At 71.9% G+C, this 18,276-nt stretch carries 20 protein-coding genes; 5 read left to right on the forward strand and 15 right to left on the reverse strand.

Annotated elements, in window-relative coordinates; genetic code table 11:
* Positions 1-136: 136 nt before the first annotated feature.
* The 3 genes from AB0B48_RS23210 to recO form a co-directional block, all read right to left on the reverse strand.
* The gene (locus AB0B48_RS23210; RefSeq protein ID WP_238660698.1) at positions 137-322 is read right to left on the reverse strand and encodes a hypothetical protein; all 186 of its coding nucleotides are present in this window, start codon (positions 320-322) and stop codon (positions 137-139) included.
* 71 nt (positions 323-393) lie between these two features.
* Positions 394-1,206 (reverse strand): isoprenyl transferase, encoded by an 813-nt coding sequence (locus AB0B48_RS23215; protein ID WP_355009270.1) that lies wholly within the window; start codon positions 1,204-1,206, stop codon positions 394-396.
* 4 nt (positions 1,207-1,210) lie between these two features.
* Positions 1,211-2,077, reverse strand: a complete 867-nt coding sequence (gene recO, locus AB0B48_RS23220; protein ID WP_357204748.1) for a DNA repair protein RecO — start codon at positions 2,075-2,077, stop codon at positions 1,211-1,213.
* Positions 2,078-2,179: 102 nt separating this feature from the next.
* Between recO and AB0B48_RS23225 the strand changes: the two genes are divergently transcribed.
* Positions 2,180-2,989 (forward strand): DUF4097 family beta strand repeat-containing protein, encoded by an 810-nt coding sequence (locus AB0B48_RS23225; protein WP_357204750.1) that lies wholly within the window; start codon positions 2,180-2,182, stop codon positions 2,987-2,989.
* Here the strand turns inward: AB0B48_RS23225 and AB0B48_RS23230 are convergent.
* From AB0B48_RS23230 to AB0B48_RS23265, 8 genes are all read right to left on the reverse strand, one after another.
* Positions 2,976-4,100 (reverse strand): acyltransferase, encoded by a 1,125-nt coding sequence (locus tag AB0B48_RS23230; RefSeq protein ID WP_357204752.1) that lies wholly within the window; start codon positions 4,098-4,100, stop codon positions 2,976-2,978. The genes AB0B48_RS23225 and AB0B48_RS23230 overlap by 14 nt on opposite strands.
* A gap of 153 nt (positions 4,101-4,253) precedes the next feature.
* The gene (gene era / locus AB0B48_RS23235) at positions 4,254-5,159 is read right to left on the reverse strand and encodes a GTPase Era (protein ID WP_355009274.1); all 906 of its coding nucleotides are present in this window, start codon (positions 5,157-5,159) and stop codon (positions 4,254-4,256) included.
* Positions 5,156-5,542 carry a cytidine deaminase gene (locus AB0B48_RS23240; protein WP_357204754.1) on the reverse strand — a complete coding sequence of 129 codons (387 nt, stop codon included), beginning with the start codon at positions 5,540-5,542 and terminating at the stop codon, positions 5,156-5,158. Before AB0B48_RS23240 ends, era begins: the two co-directional genes overlap by 4 nt.
* The gene (locus AB0B48_RS23245) at positions 5,535-6,959 is read right to left on the reverse strand and encodes a hemolysin family protein (protein WP_357204771.1); all 1,425 of its coding nucleotides are present in this window, start codon (positions 6,957-6,959) and stop codon (positions 5,535-5,537) included. The genes AB0B48_RS23240 and AB0B48_RS23245 overlap by 8 nt, the downstream gene beginning before the upstream one ends.
* A complete protein-coding gene (gene ybeY, locus AB0B48_RS23250) occupies positions 6,935-7,408 on the reverse strand; it encodes an rRNA maturation RNase YbeY (RefSeq protein ID WP_030491788.1) in 474 nt (157 codons plus the stop codon). The genes AB0B48_RS23245 and ybeY overlap by 25 nt, the downstream gene beginning before the upstream one ends.
* A gap of 15 nt (positions 7,409-7,423) precedes the next feature.
* Positions 7,424-8,482, reverse strand: coding sequence for a PhoH family protein (locus AB0B48_RS23255; protein WP_145792520.1), 1,059 nt, complete (start codon positions 8,480-8,482; stop codon positions 7,424-7,426).
* A 130-nt stretch (positions 8,483-8,612) separates the two neighbouring features.
* Complete coding sequence (locus AB0B48_RS23260; protein WP_357204757.1) at positions 8,613-9,980, reverse strand: serine hydrolase domain-containing protein; 1,368 nt, start codon at positions 9,978-9,980, stop codon at positions 8,613-8,615.
* Positions 9,981-10,006: 26 nt separating this feature from the next.
* Entirely contained in the window at positions 10,007-10,366 is a 360-nt protein-coding gene (locus AB0B48_RS23265; RefSeq protein ID WP_357204758.1) for a histidine triad nucleotide-binding protein, read from the reverse strand.
* A 97-nt stretch (positions 10,367-10,463) separates the two neighbouring features.
* On the opposite strand from AB0B48_RS23265, the gene AB0B48_RS23270 reads away from it, so the two are divergent.
* Complete coding sequence (locus AB0B48_RS23270; RefSeq protein ID WP_357204760.1) at positions 10,464-11,225, forward strand: SDR family oxidoreductase; 762 nt, start codon at positions 10,464-10,466, stop codon at positions 11,223-11,225.
* Between the two features lie 72 nt (positions 11,226-11,297).
* On the forward strand, positions 11,298-12,209 hold the full coding sequence (ppk2, locus tag AB0B48_RS23275; RefSeq protein ID WP_357204762.1) for a polyphosphate kinase 2: 912 nt from the start codon (positions 11,298-11,300) through the stop codon (positions 12,207-12,209).
* Positions 12,210-12,213: 4 nt separating this feature from the next.
* Here the strand turns inward: ppk2 and AB0B48_RS23280 are convergent, their stop codons facing one another.
* The 3 genes from AB0B48_RS23280 to hrcA form a co-directional block, all read right to left on the reverse strand.
* Positions 12,214-12,948, reverse strand: coding sequence for a 16S rRNA (uracil(1498)-N(3))-methyltransferase (locus AB0B48_RS23280; protein ID WP_357204764.1), 735 nt, complete (start codon positions 12,946-12,948; stop codon positions 12,214-12,216).
* Between the two features lies 1 nt (position 12,949).
* Positions 12,950-14,095 carry a molecular chaperone DnaJ gene (dnaJ, locus tag AB0B48_RS23285; RefSeq protein WP_181518639.1) on the reverse strand — a complete coding sequence of 382 codons (1,146 nt, stop codon included), beginning with the start codon at positions 14,093-14,095 and terminating at the stop codon, positions 12,950-12,952.
* 75 nt (positions 14,096-14,170) lie between these two features.
* Positions 14,171-15,193 carry a heat-inducible transcriptional repressor HrcA gene (gene hrcA / locus AB0B48_RS23290; RefSeq protein WP_355009281.1) on the reverse strand — a complete coding sequence of 341 codons (1,023 nt, stop codon included), beginning with the start codon at positions 15,191-15,193 and terminating at the stop codon, positions 14,171-14,173.
* Positions 15,194-15,418: 225 nt separating this feature from the next.
* Between hrcA and AB0B48_RS23295 the strand changes: the two genes are divergently transcribed.
* Positions 15,419-16,060, forward strand: a complete 642-nt coding sequence (locus tag AB0B48_RS23295) for a DUF4870 domain-containing protein (protein ID WP_357204767.1) — start codon at positions 15,419-15,421, stop codon at positions 16,058-16,060.
* Positions 16,061-16,126: 66 nt separating this feature from the next.
* Here the strand turns inward: AB0B48_RS23295 and hemW are convergent, their stop codons facing one another.
* Positions 16,127-17,350 (reverse strand): radical SAM family heme chaperone HemW, encoded by a 1,224-nt coding sequence (gene hemW, locus AB0B48_RS23300; protein ID WP_357204773.1) that lies wholly within the window; start codon positions 17,348-17,350, stop codon positions 16,127-16,129.
* Positions 17,351-17,369: 19 nt separating this feature from the next.
* On the opposite strand from hemW, the gene AB0B48_RS23305 reads away from it, so the two are divergent.
* Positions 17,370-18,167 carry an enoyl-CoA hydratase-related protein gene (locus AB0B48_RS23305; RefSeq protein WP_357204769.1) on the forward strand — a complete coding sequence of 266 codons (798 nt, stop codon included), beginning with the start codon at positions 17,370-17,372 and terminating at the stop codon, positions 18,165-18,167.
* Positions 18,168-18,276: the final 109 nt, after the last annotated feature.

Raw genomic sequence — 18,276 nt, forward strand, 5'->3', positions numbered from 1 at the left:
ATCCGCCCCAAAACGTGATCCACAATTTGGTGAAGGGATATATGAGGTGTTCTTTTCGGTTGTTTTTTTTGGTGGGGCGCCGCGGGGGGCGCCCGCCGGGGTGGGGGGACGGCGCCGAGGACAGCTAAGGGATCGGTCAGAAGAAGCGGCGGCGCTTGGCCTTCTGCGGACGCATCAGGTCCGCACCCTTGGTCAGCAGCCGGGTCGCCCCGGAGGGACCACGCCGGGCCTCCAGGGTGTGGCTGAGTCGGCGGGCGCCGGCCGCGGCCAGCGGCACCGCGATAGCCATCACCGCCCACTGGGCAATGCGCTTCTGGATCATGTGGGTTCACCTCCGTCAGTGGCTTCTGACGACTCTGATACCCAGAGTGACGTGCGGATAAGCGCGTCGGCTCAGATAACCGGGGCGACCGGGTTGGGCAACGCGCCGCCGAAGCGTCGGTCCCGCTGGGCGTAGAGCTCGCACGCGTACCAGAGGTGGCGGCGGTCGAAGTCGGGCCAGAGCGTGTCCAGGAAGACCAACTCGGCGTACGCCGTCTGCCAGAGCAGGAAGTTGGAGATCCGTTCCTCACCGGAAGGGCGCAGGAACAGGTCCACCTCCGGGATCTCCGGGTGGTAGAGGTACTTCGCCACGGTCTTCTCGGTGACCTTCGCCGGATCCAGCCGGCCGGCCGCCACATCCCGTGCGATCGCGGCGGCGGCGTCACCGATCTCGGCCTGCCCGCCGTAGTTGACGCAGAACTGCAGGGTCAGCGTCGAGTTGTCGCGGGACATCTCCTCGGCGGTCTGCAGCTCGGTGATGACGCTCTTCCACAGCCGACCGGGCCGGCCCGACCACACCACCCGTACGCCCAGGTCGACCAGTTGGTCACGGCGGCGACGGATCACGTCCCGGTTGAAGCCCATCAGGAACCGGACCTCGTCGGGCGAGCGCCGCCAGTTCTCGGTGGAGAACGCGTACGCCGACAGGTAGGGAATGCCCATCTCGATGGCACCTTCGATGGTGTCGAAGAGGCTGTGCTCCCCCGCCTCGTGCCCCTTGGTGCGGGGCAGCCCGCGGTCCTTGGCCCAGCGGCCGTTGCCATCCATCACCACCGCCACGTGCTTCGGCACCGCGTCGGTGGGCAGCGCCGGCGGTCGGGCCCCGGACGGGTGTGGCACCGGCGGGGTCGGCTCGCGCCGGCCGGCCTTCTTCGATCGGATCACTCGGTCACTCCCTGTTCGCGCCGTCCGCCCCGGCCTCGACGTCGCCGCGTGGCCGGAGCACCACGGCCCCGGTGCCTTCCGGCGGAGGGGCCGTGCCGGCCGCCGAGGGACCCCGGTCGACCAGCGGCAGCGAGCGTAGCGCGCGCTCCAGGTGCCACTGCAGGTGAGCCGCGACCAGCCCACTGCACTCTCGACGTACGGCGGTGTCGGTGGCGTCGGCGATCACCCAGTCGCCGGAGGTCAGCGCGGACATCAGGTCGATGGTGGCCGGGGCGGGATGAGCCGCCCCGGGGGGCCGGCAGTCCGGACAGACAGCGCCGCCGGCCGGAACCGAGAACGCCCGGTGCCGCCCGGGCGTGCCGCAGACCGCGCAGGCGACCAGCGCCGGCGCCCAGCCGGCCAGGGACATCCCGCGCAGCAGGTACGCGTCGAGCACCAGGGTGGTGGCGTGCTCGCCCCGGGACAGCGCCTTCAGCGCGCCGACTGTGAGCTGGAACAGCCGCAGCGACGGCTCCCGTTCCACCGGGGTCAGCCGCTCGGCGGTCTCGGCGATCGCGCTGGCCGCCGTGTAGCGCGGATAGTCGCCCAGGAACCGTTTGCCGTACAGGTCGATGCCCTCGACCTGGCTCACGGTGTGCAGTGAACTGCCGTGGTTACCCTTCGGGTCGCCGGCGAGTTGGAGGTCGACGTGGCCGAACGGCTCAAGCCGGGCACCGAACTTGCTGGTGGTGCGGCGGATGCCTCGAGCCACCGCGCGTAGCCGGCCGTGCCGGCGGGTGAGCAGGGTGATGATCCGGTCGGACTCGCCGAGCTTCTGCACACGCAGCACCACCGCGTCGTCGCGGTAGAGCTGTCGGCGATACCCGGCCATCGGGCCATTCTCCCTCGGGGTGTGAAATCAGGGTTGGTTCGGGGTGCAAGCGCGGTTGAACCCCGATGCGTCGGCCTCGTGCCCGGCCGTAGCGTGCTGGTCATGGCCCTGCACCTGACCACTACCGCCCGCCGTCGTCGCGTCGCCGCTCCCGTCGCGCTGGGGCTCGCCACCACCCTCATCGTGCTCGCCGGGTGCGACAACCTGTCGTTCCGTCGGCTCGACTACGACAACACCGAGGCGGCCCGGATCACCACGGTCCGGGTCTCCGGGGGTTCGGGCGACGTGGTGATCCGCGGCACCGGCGCGGCGTCCGAGGTGCGGATCAAGCGAGTGGTTCGCTACCAGGGCGGTGAACCGGACAACACCCGCTACGAGATCAAGGGCAGCGAGTTGGTGCTGGACACCGACTGTGGCTCGCGATGCAGCATCTCCTACGAGGTGACGGTGCCGGAGGGTGTGGCGGTAAAGGGCGAGACCAGCTCCGGCAACGTCGAGCTGAGCCGGGTCGGCACCGTGGAGCTACAGGTGCGCTCGGGCGACGTGCGGATCTCCGGTGCGTCGGGCGCGGTCGGCGTGGAGGCCCAGTCGGGCAACATCGAGGTGAACGAGGCCGCCGCGGCGGTACGGCTGCGCGCCTCGTCGGGAGACATCACCGCGCGCCGGCTGGGCGGCACTGTCGATGCTGAGGCCAGCTCGGGCAATGTCAACGTGGAGCTGGACAAGCCCGCCTCGGCCCGGGTCCACGCCTCCAGCGGTGACGTCACGCTGGTGGTGCCGCAGGGCAGCTACCGGGTCCGGTCCAACGCCGATTCCGGCGACGAGACCGTGACCGTCGCTGACAACCCGGCGGCGTCCCTGGTGCTCGACGGTTCGGCCAACAGCGGCAACCTCACGATCAGCGAGCGTTGATCTCGACGTCGGCCGGCTCCCCGGCCGTCCGCTGCGCCGGCACCACCGCTCGTCCGACGGTCGCCCCGCCCGCGGCTTCGGCACCCGGCCGGGCCGTCGCGTCGACGGACGGCGTCGGGCCACCGGGGATCAGCTCCGGGCGGCGACGGGCGGCGACGTCCTCGACCCACCCGACGGCCAGGGTGACCAGCCCGACCAGGGCGAAGACCAGCAGCACCCGGATGGCCAGGCCCACCGGGTCCTGGTGGGACCAGCCCACCACGTCGACCAGTGGGGTGAGCGCCACCACGAACGGCATGTGCCAGAGGTAGACGGTGAGCGCCCGCCGGTTGAGCATTGTCACCGCCCGGTCGGCCGGTCGGCTCCGGCTCAGCCAGGCCACCCCGGCCGGCGCCCGGCCCAGCACGATCAGGATGAACGCGGCCGACCAGAGGGCGTTGCCCAGGGGGTTGTCGTTCAGGTCGTACCCACGCGGACCGGGATGCTCGACGATCCAGGCGCCGCCGCCCACGGCGAGGGCGAGGGCGAGCGGGTACAGCAGCCGGCCGGAGAGCCGGCGCAGCATCCCGGCGTGGTGGGCGAAGCCGAGCAGCCACGCGCCGAAGTAGAGCCCGAACTCGCGCAGCACCGGCGGTGCCGGGTAGATCCCCACCTCGATGGTCACCAGCAGGAGGTACGGGGCGAGCACCGTCATCAGCGGGGCACGCCGGAACAGCCAGATCGCGACAGGCGAGGCGAGCAAGAACCAGAGATAGTCGCGCAGGTACCAGATGGTGCTCAGGGCCAGCGCGCCCCAGTGGTTGGCCGGCGGGTCGGCGATCGGGAACAGCCACAGCAGCACCCGAGGGCTCACCGACAACCCGCTGAACAGCATGGCCGGCACGAAAACCACCGCGAGCACCCACAGCGACGGCAGCAGCCGACGCAGCCGACGCCCGACCGCCGCCGGGCCGACCCGGGTCAGCGACGCGGCCATCAGTGAGCCTGCCAGCGCGAACATCACCGACATGGCGGGGAAGACGAGGGTGAGGGTCGCCCATCCGGTGACGTGGTAAACGACCACTCGAATGATGGCCAGGGCACGGAGGAGGTCGAGGTACCTGTTGCGCATCAGCCTGCATCTCGGTCGGGGACGCGGGGCACGACTTTCCTACCCTGCGTGGCGCCCGCACCAAACGACCGCTGTCCCGGCCATGCGTGAACATCCCCGGCTGCCCGACCGACGGCGATGGTGCCGCCGGTCGGGCACCGCCGACGAAACGGGTCAGAAGCCCAGCTTGCGCAGTTGCTTCGGGTCGCGCTGCCAGTCCTTCGCGACCCGCACGTGCAGGTCGAGGTAGACCCGACCGCCGAGCAGTTCCTCGATCTGCTTGCGGGCGGTGGTGCCGACCTCCTTGAGCCGACTCGCCTTGTGCCCGAGCACGATGGCCTTCTGGCTGGGCCGCTCCACGTACAGGTCGGCGTAGATCTTCATGACCTGACCCTCGGGGATCATCTCCTCCACCACCACGGCGATGGAGTGCGGCAGCTCGTCGCGGACCCCCTCCAGGGCGGCTTCCCGGATCAGCTCGGCGACAAGCACCTGCTCGGGATCGTCGGTGAGCATGTCGTCCGGGTAGAGCTGCGGCGACGGCGGCAAGTATTTGGTCATCACGTCGACGAGGGTGTCCACCTGGTGCCCGGACACGGCGCTCACCGGCACGATCTCGGCGAACTCCCCCATCTTGCTGACCGCGAGCAACTGCTCCGCCAGTTGGCGCTTGTCCACCAGGTCGGTCTTGGTGACCACCGCCAGCACTGTCGCCTTCAACTCGGCCAGCTCGCCGGTGATGAACTTGTCACCGCGCCCAACCGGCTCGTTCGCCGGGATGCAGAGGCCGATCACGTCGACCTCGGTCCAGGTGGAGCGGACCAGATCGTTGAGACGTTCGCCGAGCAGCGTACGGGGGCGGTGCAGGCCCGGTGTGTCGACGAGGACCAGCTGCGACTCCGGTCGGTGCAGCACCGCCCGGATGACGTGCCGGGTGGTCTGCGGCTTGTTCGAGGTGATGGCGATCTTGGTGCCGACGATGGCGTTGGTCAGCGTCGACTTGCCGGCGTTGGGGCGACCGACGAAACAGCCGAACCCGGCCCGGTACGGACGCGCCTGCGGATCCTGCACCGGGCTCACTGGGTCACCGTGCCGAGGACCGTGCCGTCCGGAGCGGCCACGTGGACCGGTGCGTCCGCCGCGAGGTCCCGTACCGCCGCGTGCCCGGCACCATCCAGCGTCGACGCCTCGGTCACCACCACCGCCGCCTCCAACCGACTCGCGCCGGCCGCCACGGCCGACGCCACCGCCAACTGCAACGCGGTGAGCGTCAGCGACGGCAGCGCGACACTGGCCGCCGCGTACGTCCGGCCGTCCTGGTCGCGGACCGCGGCGCCCTCGACGGCACCGACCCGCGCCCGGGCTCCCCGAGCCAGGACGACGAGCTTGCCGTCCTCGGCGCTCAGCGCGCCCGACGCGGTGGGGGTGGGCCGGGCGGCAGGCACGGCGGGTGTGTCAGGCATCGGCGGATTGCCTCTCGTCGTCTCGATAGTTGTCCGTGTCGTCCCCGGGGCCGGCGTGCTCGCCGCGCCCCGCGGTGTCCTGCTCATCGCCCGGCTCCACCCGACTGACCAGGACGGTGTCGATGCGGTTGCGCCGGCCGGTGGTGCCCTCGGCGACCAGGCGGAGACCGGCTACCTCGGCCTCGGCACCCGGGATCGGCACCCGCCCCAGCGACTGGGCGAGCAGACCGCCGACCGTCTCCACCTCGTCGGTGGGCAGGTCGGTGTCGAACATCTCGCCCAGATTCTCCACCGGCAGGCGAGCGGTCACCCGCACCGAGGAGTCCGCCAGACGTTCGACGGGCGGGCGCTCGACATCGTACTCGTCGGTGATCTCACCGACGATCTCCTCGAGGATGTCCTCGATGGTGACCAGACCGCCGGTGCCGCCGTACTCGTCGACCACGATGACCAGGTGGTTGCGGGCCGCCTGCATCTCGGACAGCAGGTCGTCGACCGGCTTGGACTCCGGTACGAAGGTCGCCGGGCGCATCAGCTCGGCCACCGGCAACTGCTCGGCCCTCGGGTCCCCGCCACGGGAGCGCCGGATCAGGTCCTTGAGGTAGAGCACCCCCAGCACGTCGTCGACGCTCTCGCCGATCACCGGGATGCGGGAGAAACCGGAGCGCAGGAAGAGCGCCAGCGCCTGCTCGAGCGTCTTGCCCTCCTCGATCCACACCATCTCGGTACGCGGCACCATCACCTCACGGGCGATGGTGTCGCCGAGCGCGAAGACGGAGTGGATCATCTGGCGTTCGCCGTGCTCGACCACGCCGCGCTGCTCGGCCAGGTCGACCAGCTCCCGCAGCTCCACCTGGGTGGCGAACGGGCCTTCCCGGAAGCCACGCCCCGGGGTGACCGCGTTGCCGATCAGGATCAGCAGCGACGCGAGCGGGTTGAGCGCCCGGCCCAGCCAGCGGACCAGCGGTGCCACCGCACGGCCCACGGCGTAGGCGTGCTGCCGGCCGATGGTGCGCGGGGCGACGCCCACGACCACGAAGCTGACCACTGTCATCGCGCCGGCGGTCACCAGTGCGGCCCGCCAGCCGGCGCCGAAGCTGTCCACCGCCACGAGCGCCACCAGTGTGGTGGCGGTCAGCTCGGCGAGCAGCCGCAACAGCAGGAGCAGGTTGAGGTGCCGGACGACGTCGCCGGCCACGACCTGGAGGGTACGGGCGCCACGCACGCCGTCGCGGGCCAGCTCGGCGGCTCGGGCCGGTGAGACCGCGGCGAGGGCCGCCTCGGTCATCGCGATCAGGCCGGCCAGCACCACGAGACCGGCCGCGAAGACGATCAGCTGAAAGTCGGGAAGGCCGGCGGTGGCGCCGGCCGCGAGTAACGGAGGAGTGGACATCACTGGGTGCGGGTCGACCGCCAGCTCGCCAGCAGCCGAGCCTGGAGTGCGAACATTTCCCGCTCCTCCTCCGGCTCGGCGTGGTCGTAACCGAGCAGGTGCAGCACCCCGTGCACGGTGAGCAGGTGCAGCTCGTCGGCGGGCGCGTGCCCGGCGGTCGCCGCCTGCTTGGCCGCCACCTCCGGGCAGAGCACGATGTCGCCGAGCAGGGCGGGCTCGCCGCCGGCCGGTGCGGACTCACCCGGGCCGTGGTCGACGCTGCCCTCGTCCATGGGGAAGGCGAGGACGTCGGTCGGGCCGTCGCCACCCATCCAGCGGTGGTTCAGCTCGGTCATGTAGTCGATGTCGACCAGCAGCACTGACAGCTCGGCGAGGGGGTTGACCCCCATCTCGTCGAGGGCGTGCCGGGCGACGGCGAGCACGGCGTCGGTGTCGACGTCGACACCGGACTCGTTGGCGATCTCGATGGACAACTGCTTTCCTCTGCTTTAGCGGCGGCGGGCGGCCCGGCCGCCCTGGGCGGGTCGCCCAGGCACGGCGTGAACGCCCTGCGCCTGCTGGTTCTCCCGCTCGGCGTCCCAGCGGGCGTACGCGTCGACGATCTCCCCGACCAGCTGGTGGCGGACCACGTCGGAGCTGGACAACTGGGAGAAGTGCACGTCATCGACGTTTTCCAGGATCTCCCGGACCACCCGGAGCCCGCTGCTCGTCCCGCCGGGAAGGTCCACCTGGGTGATGTCACCGGTCACGACGATCTTGGAGTTGAAGCCGAGTCGGGTGAGGAACATCTTCATCTGCTCGGGCGTCGTGTTCTGCGCCTCGTCCAGAATGATGAACGCGTCGTTGAGCGTCCGACCTCGCATGTAGGCGAGGGGGGCGACCTCGATCGTGCCGGCGGCCATCAGCTTCGGGATCGTCTCCGGGTCGAGCATGTCGTGCAGCGCGTCGTAGAGCGGGCGCAGGTACGGGTCGATCTTCTCGTTGAGCGTGCCGGGCAGGAAGCCCAGCCGCTCACCCGCCTCGACCGCCGGTCGGGTGAGGATGATCCGGTTGACCTGCTTGGCCTGCAACGCCTGGACGGCCTTCGCCATCGCCAGGTAGGTCTTTCCGGTGCCGGCGGGGCCGATGCCGAAGACGATGGTGTGGGTGTCGATCGCGTCGACGTACTTCTTCTGCCCGAGCGTCTTGGGGCGGATGGTGCGCCCGCGCCGGGAGAGGATGTTGAGTGTCAGGACCTCGGCGGGCCGCTCGGCGCTGCCCTGCTCGAGCATGCCGACGGTACGCCGGACGGCGTCACTGGTCAGGGTCTCGCCTTTCTCGATGAGTTCGAGGAGCTCGCTGAAGACCCGCTCGGCGAGGGCGTTGTCCGCGGGGTCACCGGTGATGGTGATCTCGTTGCCGCGAACGTGCACGTCACTGGTGACCGAGCGTTCGACGAGCCTGAGGATCTCGTCGCCTGCGCCGAGCAGATTGACCATGATCTTCGGGTCGGGCACGGTGATCCTGGTCTGCACCCGGGGCGGGCCGGGAGGTGGGGTGCCGGTCATAGGTTGGGCCGAAGGGCCCTGCGCACCTGCTCTCGATCTCGGCGCCGGCCTGCTGGCCTGGCGTGCGGACGTTACACCCATCGTATCGGTTCAACGCGGGCCGCATCGCGCCCATTTCCGCTGGCCGCGATCAACTCCCGGCCCGGAAGTCGTACCGGTCGAAGGTCTCCTGGTGGCGGGTGAACCGGTACGTCGCCCAGTGCATCCGGACCACCGCGCCGGCCTCGTCCCGGGTCAGCCGCAGCAGCTCCCCGACCTCCCGACCGGAGACCACCCGGAACACGTCCGGCTGGTCCGGCAGCGGGGTGAAGATCGCCGGCGGACGTCCGGTCGGGTCACCGACCCCGCGCGCCCGCAGGGTGCCGTCGTGCCACGAGAAGACGTACTCGGAGCCCTCGCCCCACCAGCGGCCGAGCACACCCCGCAGGGCCGCCGGCGCGGGTGCGCCGGGTCGCCAGGGCTCGATCTCGGCCGGGTCGCGCTCGACCGCCGCGGCGAGCAGCCGGTGCGACAGATCGAACAGATCGGTCGCCGTGCCGGACGAGCCGAGCACGGCGGCGCCCATCGCCCCGGGCGTGCCGTCACCGCCGCGGCGGCCGTACGCCCCGGCGAGGAACCCGGGCATCGCCCCGTCGTGCCCCACGTGCATCACCCGCTCCCCCTGCGGGATCAGGATCAGCCCGAGCCCGAAGCCCGCGCCCCAGAGCGTCTCGTCGGTGGTGGTCAGCGGCCAGCGCATCTCGTCCAGGGTGGCCGGGGCGAGGACCGTGCCGGCCGGGTCCAGCGCCGCCGGGTCGGCCAGGAACGCCGCCCAGCGGGCCATGTCGGTGGCGGTGCTCCAGAGCTGGGCGGCCGGGCCGACCGCGCCGAAGTCGGTCGGCGGTTCCGGGTGCGCCTCGTCGGAGTACGCGTCGACCAGGAACCCGGTGGCCGCCGTCGGGCGTGGGGTCACCGTGGTGTCGGTCAGCCCCAGCGGAGTCAGGATCCGCTCGGTGAGCGCCTGCGCCCAGCTGCCGCCCCGGAGCCGGGCGACGAGTTGGCCGAGCACGGCCACTCCCAGGTTGGAGTAGTGGAACCGTCGGCCGGTCGGCAGCACCCTCTCGGCCCGGTCCAGCTCGGCGACCAGTTGGTCGTCGTCCGGTGCGCGCAGGCTGTCCCACACATCGCCGAACGGCTCGCGTTGCAGGCCACCGGTGTGCGACAGCAACCGGCGTACGGTCAGCTCGCCGTGCGCCGGGAGGTCCAGGTGCCGGCCCACCGGGTCGTCCAGGTCCAGCAGCCCGTCGTCGCGGCACTGCAGGACCAGCACCGCGGTGAACGTCTTGGTGATCGAGCCGATCCGGAACTGGGTGCCCGCGCCCAGAGGGCTGTCGGTGCCGGTCTCGCCGACGGTGCAGCTCCAGAGCGGTCGGTCGGCCCGGTGCAGGGCCGCGGAGACCGCCGGCACCCGCGCTTCGGCCTGCACCCGCCGGACCAACCGGGCCAGGTGCTCATCCACCGGTGAGCCGGGTACCGCCCCTGGGGTCACGCCAGGTCCCGGGCGAGCATCGGGCCGAGCGGCGCACCACCGAGCAGGTGCGCGTGCACGTGGAACACCTCCTGTCCGCCGTACGCGCCGGTGTTGAACATCAGCCGGAAACCGTCGCCGAGCAGCCCCTCGTCCTCGGCCACGGCGGCGGACGTCGCCAGCACGTCGGCGGCCAGCGCCGGGTCACCCTGGGCGAGCGTGGCGACGTCGGCGTAGTGCTCCTTCGGAATGACCAGGATGTGCACCGGCGCCTTCGGGTCGATGTCGCGGAAGGCGAGCGTGGTGTCGGTCTCCCGGACCACTGTGGCCGGGATCTCCCCGGCGACGATGCGGCAGAACAGGCAGTCGGATCCCATCGGAGCAGTGTAGGGACCAACGGGCCGGTGACACTCCGGCGCGGGGACCGCCACCGGCCTGTTCGCGGGGAAGGCACGCTGAGGCAGGATGGCCGGCATGACGGATCGGGCGGTACTCGTGACCGGGGCCTCGCGCGGGATCGGCCGCGCGGTGGCGGAGGCGTTCGCAGCCGGCGGTGACCGGGTGGCCATCCACCACCGGGACTCCGCCGAGGCGGCCGAGGAGCTGCGCGCGCAGCTTCCGGGCACCGGGCACGTGGTGGTTCGCGCCGACCTCACCGATCCGGACGCGGTCCGGGTCATGGTCGACCGGGCCGCCGAACTGCTCGGCGGGTTGGACGTGCTGGTCAACAACGCCGGGACGTACGGCGACCGCGACGACCCGCACCCGATCTTCGGTGCCTCGTACGAGGAGTGGCAGCAGCGCTGGCGGCAGGTGCTGGAGACCAACCTGACCGGAGCCGGCAACGCCATCTGGTGCGCCGCCCAGCACATGCGCCAACGCGGAGGGCGGATCGTCAACATCTCGTCCCGTGGCGCGTTCCGCGGCGAGCCGCACCAGCCGGCGTACGGGGCCAGCAAGGCGGGGCTCAACGCGCTGGGCCAGTCCCTCGCTGTGGCGCTCGCGCCGTACGGCATCACGATCGCCACCGTCGCGCCGGGCTTCGTGGCGACCGACATGGTCACCGAGTACCTGCGCGGTGAGGAGGGCGTGGCCATCCGGGCGCAGAGCCCGTTCGACCGGGTGGGCCGACCGGAGGAGATCGCCGCCGCCGTGCACTGGCTCGCCTCGCCGCAGGCCGAGTGGGCCTCCGGCACGATCGTCGACCTCAACGGCGCTTCCTACCTGCGCAGTTGAGGTCAACGCCAGCGGCAAATCACCTGGCCAGGGATGTGGTTGACGGTTCGTGGGCGGGTAAGTCTCACCGACATGGCCGACTCCGCGCTGCTGGACCTCACCGCCGACTACCGGGTGGCCGATGGCCACGACGACGACCCTGTCCTGCTCCGCCCCGACGGCACCCCTGTCGAGACCTGGCGCGAGGACTACCCGTACGACGAGCGACTGGACCGCGACGAGTACGACCGTGACAAGCGGCTGCTCCAGATCGAGCTGCTGAAGCTCCAAGATTGGATCAAGGAGTCGGGCGAGCGTTTGGTGATCCTCTTCGAGGGCCGGGACGCGGCCGGCAAGGGCGGCACCATCAAACGCTTCATGGAGCACCTCAACCCGCGTGGCGCGTCGGTGGTGGCGCTCGCCAAGCCGGACGAGCGGGAAGCCGCCCAGTGGTACTTCCAGCGCTGGCTGGCACACCTGCCGGCGGCCGGCGAGATCGTGCTGTTCGACCGTTCCTGGTACAACAGGGCCGGCGTGGAGCGGGTGATGGGCTTCTGCAGCCGCAAGGAGTACCTGGAGTTCCTGCGGCAGGCCCCGGAGCTGGAACGGATGCTGGTGCGCTCGGGCATCCGGCTGGTCAAGTTCTGGTTCTCCGTCTCCCAGAACGAGCAGCGCACCCGGTTCGCGATCCGCCAGGTCGACCCGGTCCGGCAGTGGAAGCTGTCTCCGATGGACATCGCCTCACTCGACCGGTGGGACGACTACACCGAGGCCAAGGAGGCGATGTTCTTCTGGACCGACACGGCCGACGCGCCGTGGACGGTGGTGAAGAGCAACGACAAGAAGCGGGCCCGGCTCGAGGCGATGCGGCACGTGCTGCACCGCTTCGACTACACCGGCAAGGACCCCGCTGTGGTCGGCGCACCGGACCCGCAGATCATCGGAAACGCTGGGCTGGACCTGGGGCCGGAGGAGGAGGTCGTACCGGTGTTCCCGAGGCCCTGAACGGTCACCAGCGGCCGAGGCGGGCGGCGAGCACGCTGAGGGCCGCCACCCCGGCGGTGGAGGTGCGCAGCACGGCCGGCCCGAGGCGTACGGGTCGCCCGCCGGCCTCGACGAAGGCGGTCAACTCGGCCGGGGCGATGCCACCTTCCGGGCCGATCACCAGCACGATCTCGCCGGTGGAGGGCAGCTCGGCGGTGGTGAGCCGGTCGTCGGCCTCCTCGTGCAGCACGAACCCGACGGCGGCACCGGCGATCCGGCGGGCAACGGTGGCGGTGGACTCGTCCGGCGCACCGGCCACCACCGGCAGCCACGGCCGGCGGGCCTGCTTGGCCGCCTCCCGTGCGGTGGCCACCCACTTCTCCCGGGCGCGTACGCCCCGGTCGCCGCGCCACTGGGTCACCGAACGCGATGCCGCCCAGGGCACGATCTCGTCCACCCCGACCTCGGTCATCGCCTGCACGGCCAGCTCACCCCGGTCGCCCTTGGCGATGCCCTGCACCGTCACCAGTCGGGGTACTGGCGCGTCCGCGTACCCCCGGGAGGTGACGGTGACCTCCAGGCTGCCCCGGCCGACGGCCGTGACCACGGCGGCGGCCGTGCCACCCCGGCCGTCGGCGAGCAGAAGCTCCTCGCCGACGCGCAACCGCTGCACTGTCGCGGCGTGGTGCCCCTCCGGGCCGTCCAGGGTCAGCCCGTCGCCGGTGGGCAGCGCCTCCACCAGGAACAGCGGCGCGGACACCTCAGGCGTGCCCGTTGAACGCGTCGCGCATCCGGGAGAAGAAGCCGCCCTGCTTGGACAGCTCGGCGACCTCCTCACCACGGGTCTTGGCGAAGTCGCGCAGCATCTTCTCCTGGTCCGGGTCGAGCTTGGTCGGCGTCCGCACGTCCAGGTGGACGTAGAGGTCGCCCCGGCCGGTGCCGCGCAGGTGCGGCACGCCCCGGGCGCGCAGTCGCAGCGTGCTGGCCGGCTGGGTGCCGGCCTTGACGTCGACGGTCTCCTCGCTGTCCAGCGTCTTGATGGTCAGCCGGGTGCCCAGCGCCGCCGCCGTCATCGGCACCGTGACCCGGCAGTGCAGGTCGTCGCCCTTGCGGGAGTACACGTCGTGCGGGCGCTCGTGGATCTCCACGTAGAGGTCGCCGGCGGTGCCGCCGCCGGGGCCCACCTCGCCCTGCTGGGCCAGCCGGATCCGCATGCCGTCCTCGACACCGGCCGGGATCTTGACGGTCAGCGAACGGCGGGTCCGCACCCGGCCGTCGCCGGCGCAGGTGGGGCAGGGGTGCGGGATGGTGGTGCCGTAGCCCTGGCACACGGTGCACGGCCGGGCGGAGACCACCTGGCCGAGGAAGGTGCGCTGCACCGACTGCACCTCGCCCCGACCACCACACGCCTCGCAGGTCGCCAGGTGCGTGCCGGCGGCCGTGCCGGCGCCGGAGCAGGTGGTGCAGAGCACCGCCGTGTCGACGGTGATCGGGGCCTCCACGCCGAAGGCCGTCTCGTGCAGGTCGAGTTCGAGCCGCAGGATCGCGTCGGCCCCAGGGCGGGTACGCGGCCGGGGGCCACGGGCGCCACCTCCGGCACCGCCGAAGAACGCGTCCATGATGTCCTGGAAACCGACGAACGGGCCAGCGCCTCCGGGGCCACCCGGGCCGCCGGCACCGCCGCCACCAGGGGCGAGCGGGTCACCACCCAGGTCGACGATCTGCCGCTTACGGTCGTCCGAGAGGACCTCGTACGCGGCGTTGATGTCCTTGAACTTCTCCTGAGCCTCCGGGTCCGGATTGACGTCCGGGTGGAACTGGCGCGCCAGCTTGCGGTAGGCGCGCTTGATCTCGTCATCGGAGGCTTCCCGGCTCACACCGAGAATGCCGTAGTAGTCCCTGGCCACTGCGTTCCGTGTCCTCATGTTCGTCTCGCGTTGCGCCGGTCGGCGGCCGCAGCCGGCCGCATCGGCCCTGACCAATCAGTTCTGGGCCAGCAACTCGCCCACGTAGCGTGCCACGGCGCGGACCGTGGCGATGTTGCCGGGGTAGTCCATCCGGGTGGGCCCCAGCACCCCCAGGCCGCCCAGGATGGTGGTACCCGGGCCGTACCCGGTGCTGACCACCGAGGCGGCTCGCAGGTTGTCGAACTCGTTCTCGTCGCCGATCAGCACCCGGGTCGTGCTCGGCTCTGTCTCACCGATGAGCTTGAGCAGCACGACCTCCTCCTCCAGAGCTTCGAGGATCGGCCGCAGGGAGCCCTGGAAGTCGAGCAGGCCGCCCCGGGTGAGGTTCGCGGTGCCGGCGAGGGCGATCCGCTCCTCGTGCCGCTCGACGAGCGTCTCCAGCAGGACGGTGGCGAGCGTGGTCATGGTCGGACGCAGGCCGGGCGGCGCTTCCTCGACCAGCGCCTGCACCAGCGGGGGCGTCTCGGACAGCCGGGCGTTGGCGAGCTTCTCGTTGATCAGTCGGCGCAGGTCGGTGACGTCGTCGGCGGGCACCGGGCCGGGCAGCTCCACGAGTCGCTGCTCCACCCGCCCGGTGTCGGCGATCATGACGAGCATCAGCCGGGTGGTGGAGATCGGCACCAGCTCCAGGTGACGCACCGAGGAGCGGGCCAGGCTCGGGTACTGCACGACGGCGACCTGTCGGGTCAGCTGGGCGAGCAACCGCACCGTGCGGTGCACCACGTCGTCGAGGTCGACCGCGCCGACCAGGAAGCGCTCGATGGCCCGGCGCTCGGCCGGGCTGAGCGGTTTGACCCGGGACAATCGGTCGACGAAGAGGCGGTAGCCGCGGTCGGTGGGCACCCGGCCGGCACTGGTGTGCGGCTGCCGGATGTAGCCCTCCTCCTCCAGCACGGCCATGTCGTTGCGGACCGTGGCCGGGGAGACCCCGAGCTGGTGCCGCTCGACCAGCGCCTTGCTGCCGACCGGCTCCTGGGTGGAGACGTAGTCTTCGACGATGGCGCGGAGCACGGCGAGTTTTCGGTCGTCGAGACCCATCCTCCGCACCTCCTGTCGCACGTCGGCCGCCGGCGCTCTGGGCCGGCCGGGCCGTCCTGGCACTCGACTGTAGCGAGTGCCAGTCTACGTCGGCGGGCCCGCCCACGCGATGATCAACGGCCACCCTTCGGTGCGGCCCACGACACCCTGTTGGGCCGATCGGCCCGCACTGGGAGGCGAAGTCGCTCTGGTGCGGCGTTGCCACCGGCACCTACCGTGACATCCATGACTGAACCTCCTCGCCCTCCCGGGTCGGGCGACCCCGGCAACTACCCGCCGGAGCCCACCTCCCCCGGGCCGTACCCGTCGGCCGAGCCGCCCACCGCACCACTGTCCGGGGCGCCCGGCCCGGCCGGCTATCCCCCGCCCGGTGGCTATCCGCCGCCCACCGGTGACCAACCGCCGTCAGGCGGCTACCCTCCGGCAGGCGGCTACCCCCCGCCCGGGGGCTATCCCCCGCCCGGCGGCTACCCGCCCGGTGGCTACCCGGCCGGTGGGGCCTACGGCGGCCCCGGCGGTGGCTACGCCAACAACGAGGACAAGACCTGGGCGTTGGTCGCGCACTTCGGCGGCGCGCTCGGCGCGCTGGTCAGTTTCGGTCCGCTGGGCTTCGTTGCCCCGCTGATCGCCTACCTGGCCCGTGGCCAGCAGTCGCCGACCGTCCGGGCGCACGCCCTCGCCGCCCTGAACTTCCAGATCCTCTGGTCGATCATCGCGTTCGTACTGCTCTTCGTGAGCTGGTGCCTGCTCTTCCTGCCCAGCATCGCCGTCGTGGTGATCCAGATCCTGTTCGGGATCATCGCCGGCATGAAGGCCAACGAGGGCACCCCGTACCGCTACCCGATGACTGCCAGCTTCATCAAGTGAACCGGGCCGGCCGCTCCCCCGGCCGGCCCGATTCACCGCCGTCCCGGTCCCGGAGCGGTGGGCCACTCAGGGCAGCAGATCGCGGACGACCGCGTCGGCGAGCAGCCGCCCGCGCACTGTGAGCACCGCCCGGCCGGCGGCGTAGTCGTCGGCTGCCAGCAAACCGCCGGCCAGGGCCCGCTCGGCGCCGGCCCTGCCGGCCGCGTCGAGCACCGCCAGCGGGAGACCGCTGGCCAACCGCAGCCGGAGCATCACGTCCTCCATGTGCGCCTCGTCGACGGTGAGCACCTCCCGGGCCAGGCCGGGAGACTCCCCGGCGGCCAACCGTTTGGCGTACGCCGAGGGGTGCTTCACGTTCCACCAGCGGACCCCGCCGACGTGGCTGTGCGCCCCCGGCCCCAGCCCCCACCAGTCCGCGCCGGTCCAGTAGAGCAGGTTGTGCCGGCAGCGGGCCTCCTCGGTCCGGGCCCAGTTGGAGACCTCGTACCAGGAGAGCCCGGCCGCGTCGAGCGCGGCCTCCGCGGCCAGGTAGCGGTCCGCGGCCACGTCGTCACTGGGGTACGCCAGCTCGCCGCGCCGCATCCGGGCGGCGAGCCGGGTGCCGTCCTCGACGATCAGGGCGTACGCGCTGACGTGGTCCACCCCGGCGGCGACGACCTGCTCCAGCGAGGCGGCGAAGTCCTCGGAACGCTCCCCCGGGGTGCCGTAGATCAGGTCCAGGTTGACGTGCTCGAATCCGGCGTCGCGCGCCTCCAGGGCGGCGGCGGTGGCCCGACCGGCGCTGTGTTTGCGGTCCAGGATCGCCAGCACCCCCGGGGAGGCGGACTGCATGCCCAGCGAGATCCGGGTGTAGCCGGCGGCCCGCAGCAGCTTCAACGATTCCGGGGTGACCGATTCGGGGTTGGCCTCGGTGGTCACCTCGGCGTCGGCGGCCAGCCCCCACGTGCTGTCGATGCCGTCGAGGATGCGGGCCAGGTCGTCGGCGGGGAGCAGGGTCGGCGTGCCGCCGCCGACGAAGACGGTGTCGACCCGGGGCGGCGGAGTGTCGCCGAGCACCCGGGCGGCGAGCCTCAGCTCGGCCAGCACCGTGTCCGCGTACCCCTCGCGGCTCGAGCCGCCGCCCAGTTCGGCCGCGGTGTAGGTGTTGAAGTCGCAGTATCCGCAGCGACTGGCGCAGAACGGCACGTGCACGTACACGCCGAAGCCGCGCGCGCCGACCGCCGCGGTGGCGGTGGCGGGCAACGATCCGTCGACGGGGACGGTCTCACCATCTGGAAGGACGCCGGGCATGGCCACTAGTGTGCCCGGCATGACCTCTCCCGACGTCCTCGTGCGGGTCGCCACGGCCCGTGGGGTGACCACCCTCACCCTCGACAGCCCGCACAACCGCAACGCCCTCTCCACCGCCCTGATGACCCAGTTGCTGGCCGGGCTGGCGGACGCGGTCGCCGACGAGGCGGTGCGAGTGATCGTGCTCGACCACACCGGCCCGGTGTTCTGCTCCGGCGCGGACCTGAAGGAGACCGCTGCGGCGTACGCCAGCGGGACGGTGCCGGCCGGGATGCTGGGTGACGTGCTCGCGGCGCTCTGGGAGTGCCCGAAGCCGGTGCTGGCCCGGGTCGGCGGACCGGCGCGGGCCGGCGGGCTGGGCCTGATCGCCGCCGCCGACCTGGCGGTCTGCGCCGACGAGGCGACCTTCGCGTTCACCGAGGTGCGCATCGGGGTGATCCCGGCGGTGATCTCGGCGACCGTGCTGCCCCGGCTGCACCCGCGCGCCGCCGCCGAGCTGTACCTGACCGGGGACACCTTCGACGGCCGCCGCGCCGTCGAGGTCGGCCTGGTGACGGCCTCGGTCCCGGCGGACGGGTTGGACGACGCGGTACGGGGCTACTGCGACTCGCTGGTGCGCGGCGCCCCCGGTGCGCTGGCCGGCGCGAAGGAACTGCTGCGTCGACCGGGCACCGCCGAGTTGCGCGCCGACCTCGCCCGACTCTCCGCCGTCTCGACGGGCTACTTCCTCTCCGACGAGGGGCTCGAGGGGGTCTCCGCGTTCCGCGAACGTCGGCCGGCTCGATGGGTGCCCGCCCTGGACGGCGACTCCGACTAGGGCGTCCGGGGCGCCGCCTTCGGTTGGCGTCGGCGCCCTGGTGGCCGTGCTCGGCGCGGGCCTGCTGCGCGACGCGAGCCGAGCGGCCCGTCGGAGCGGCCAGGCCAGC

This window comes from Micromonospora sp. NPDC049089 (assembly GCF_040648775.1).
Taxonomy (GTDB): domain Bacteria; phylum Actinomycetota; class Actinomycetes; order Mycobacteriales; family Micromonosporaceae; genus Micromonospora.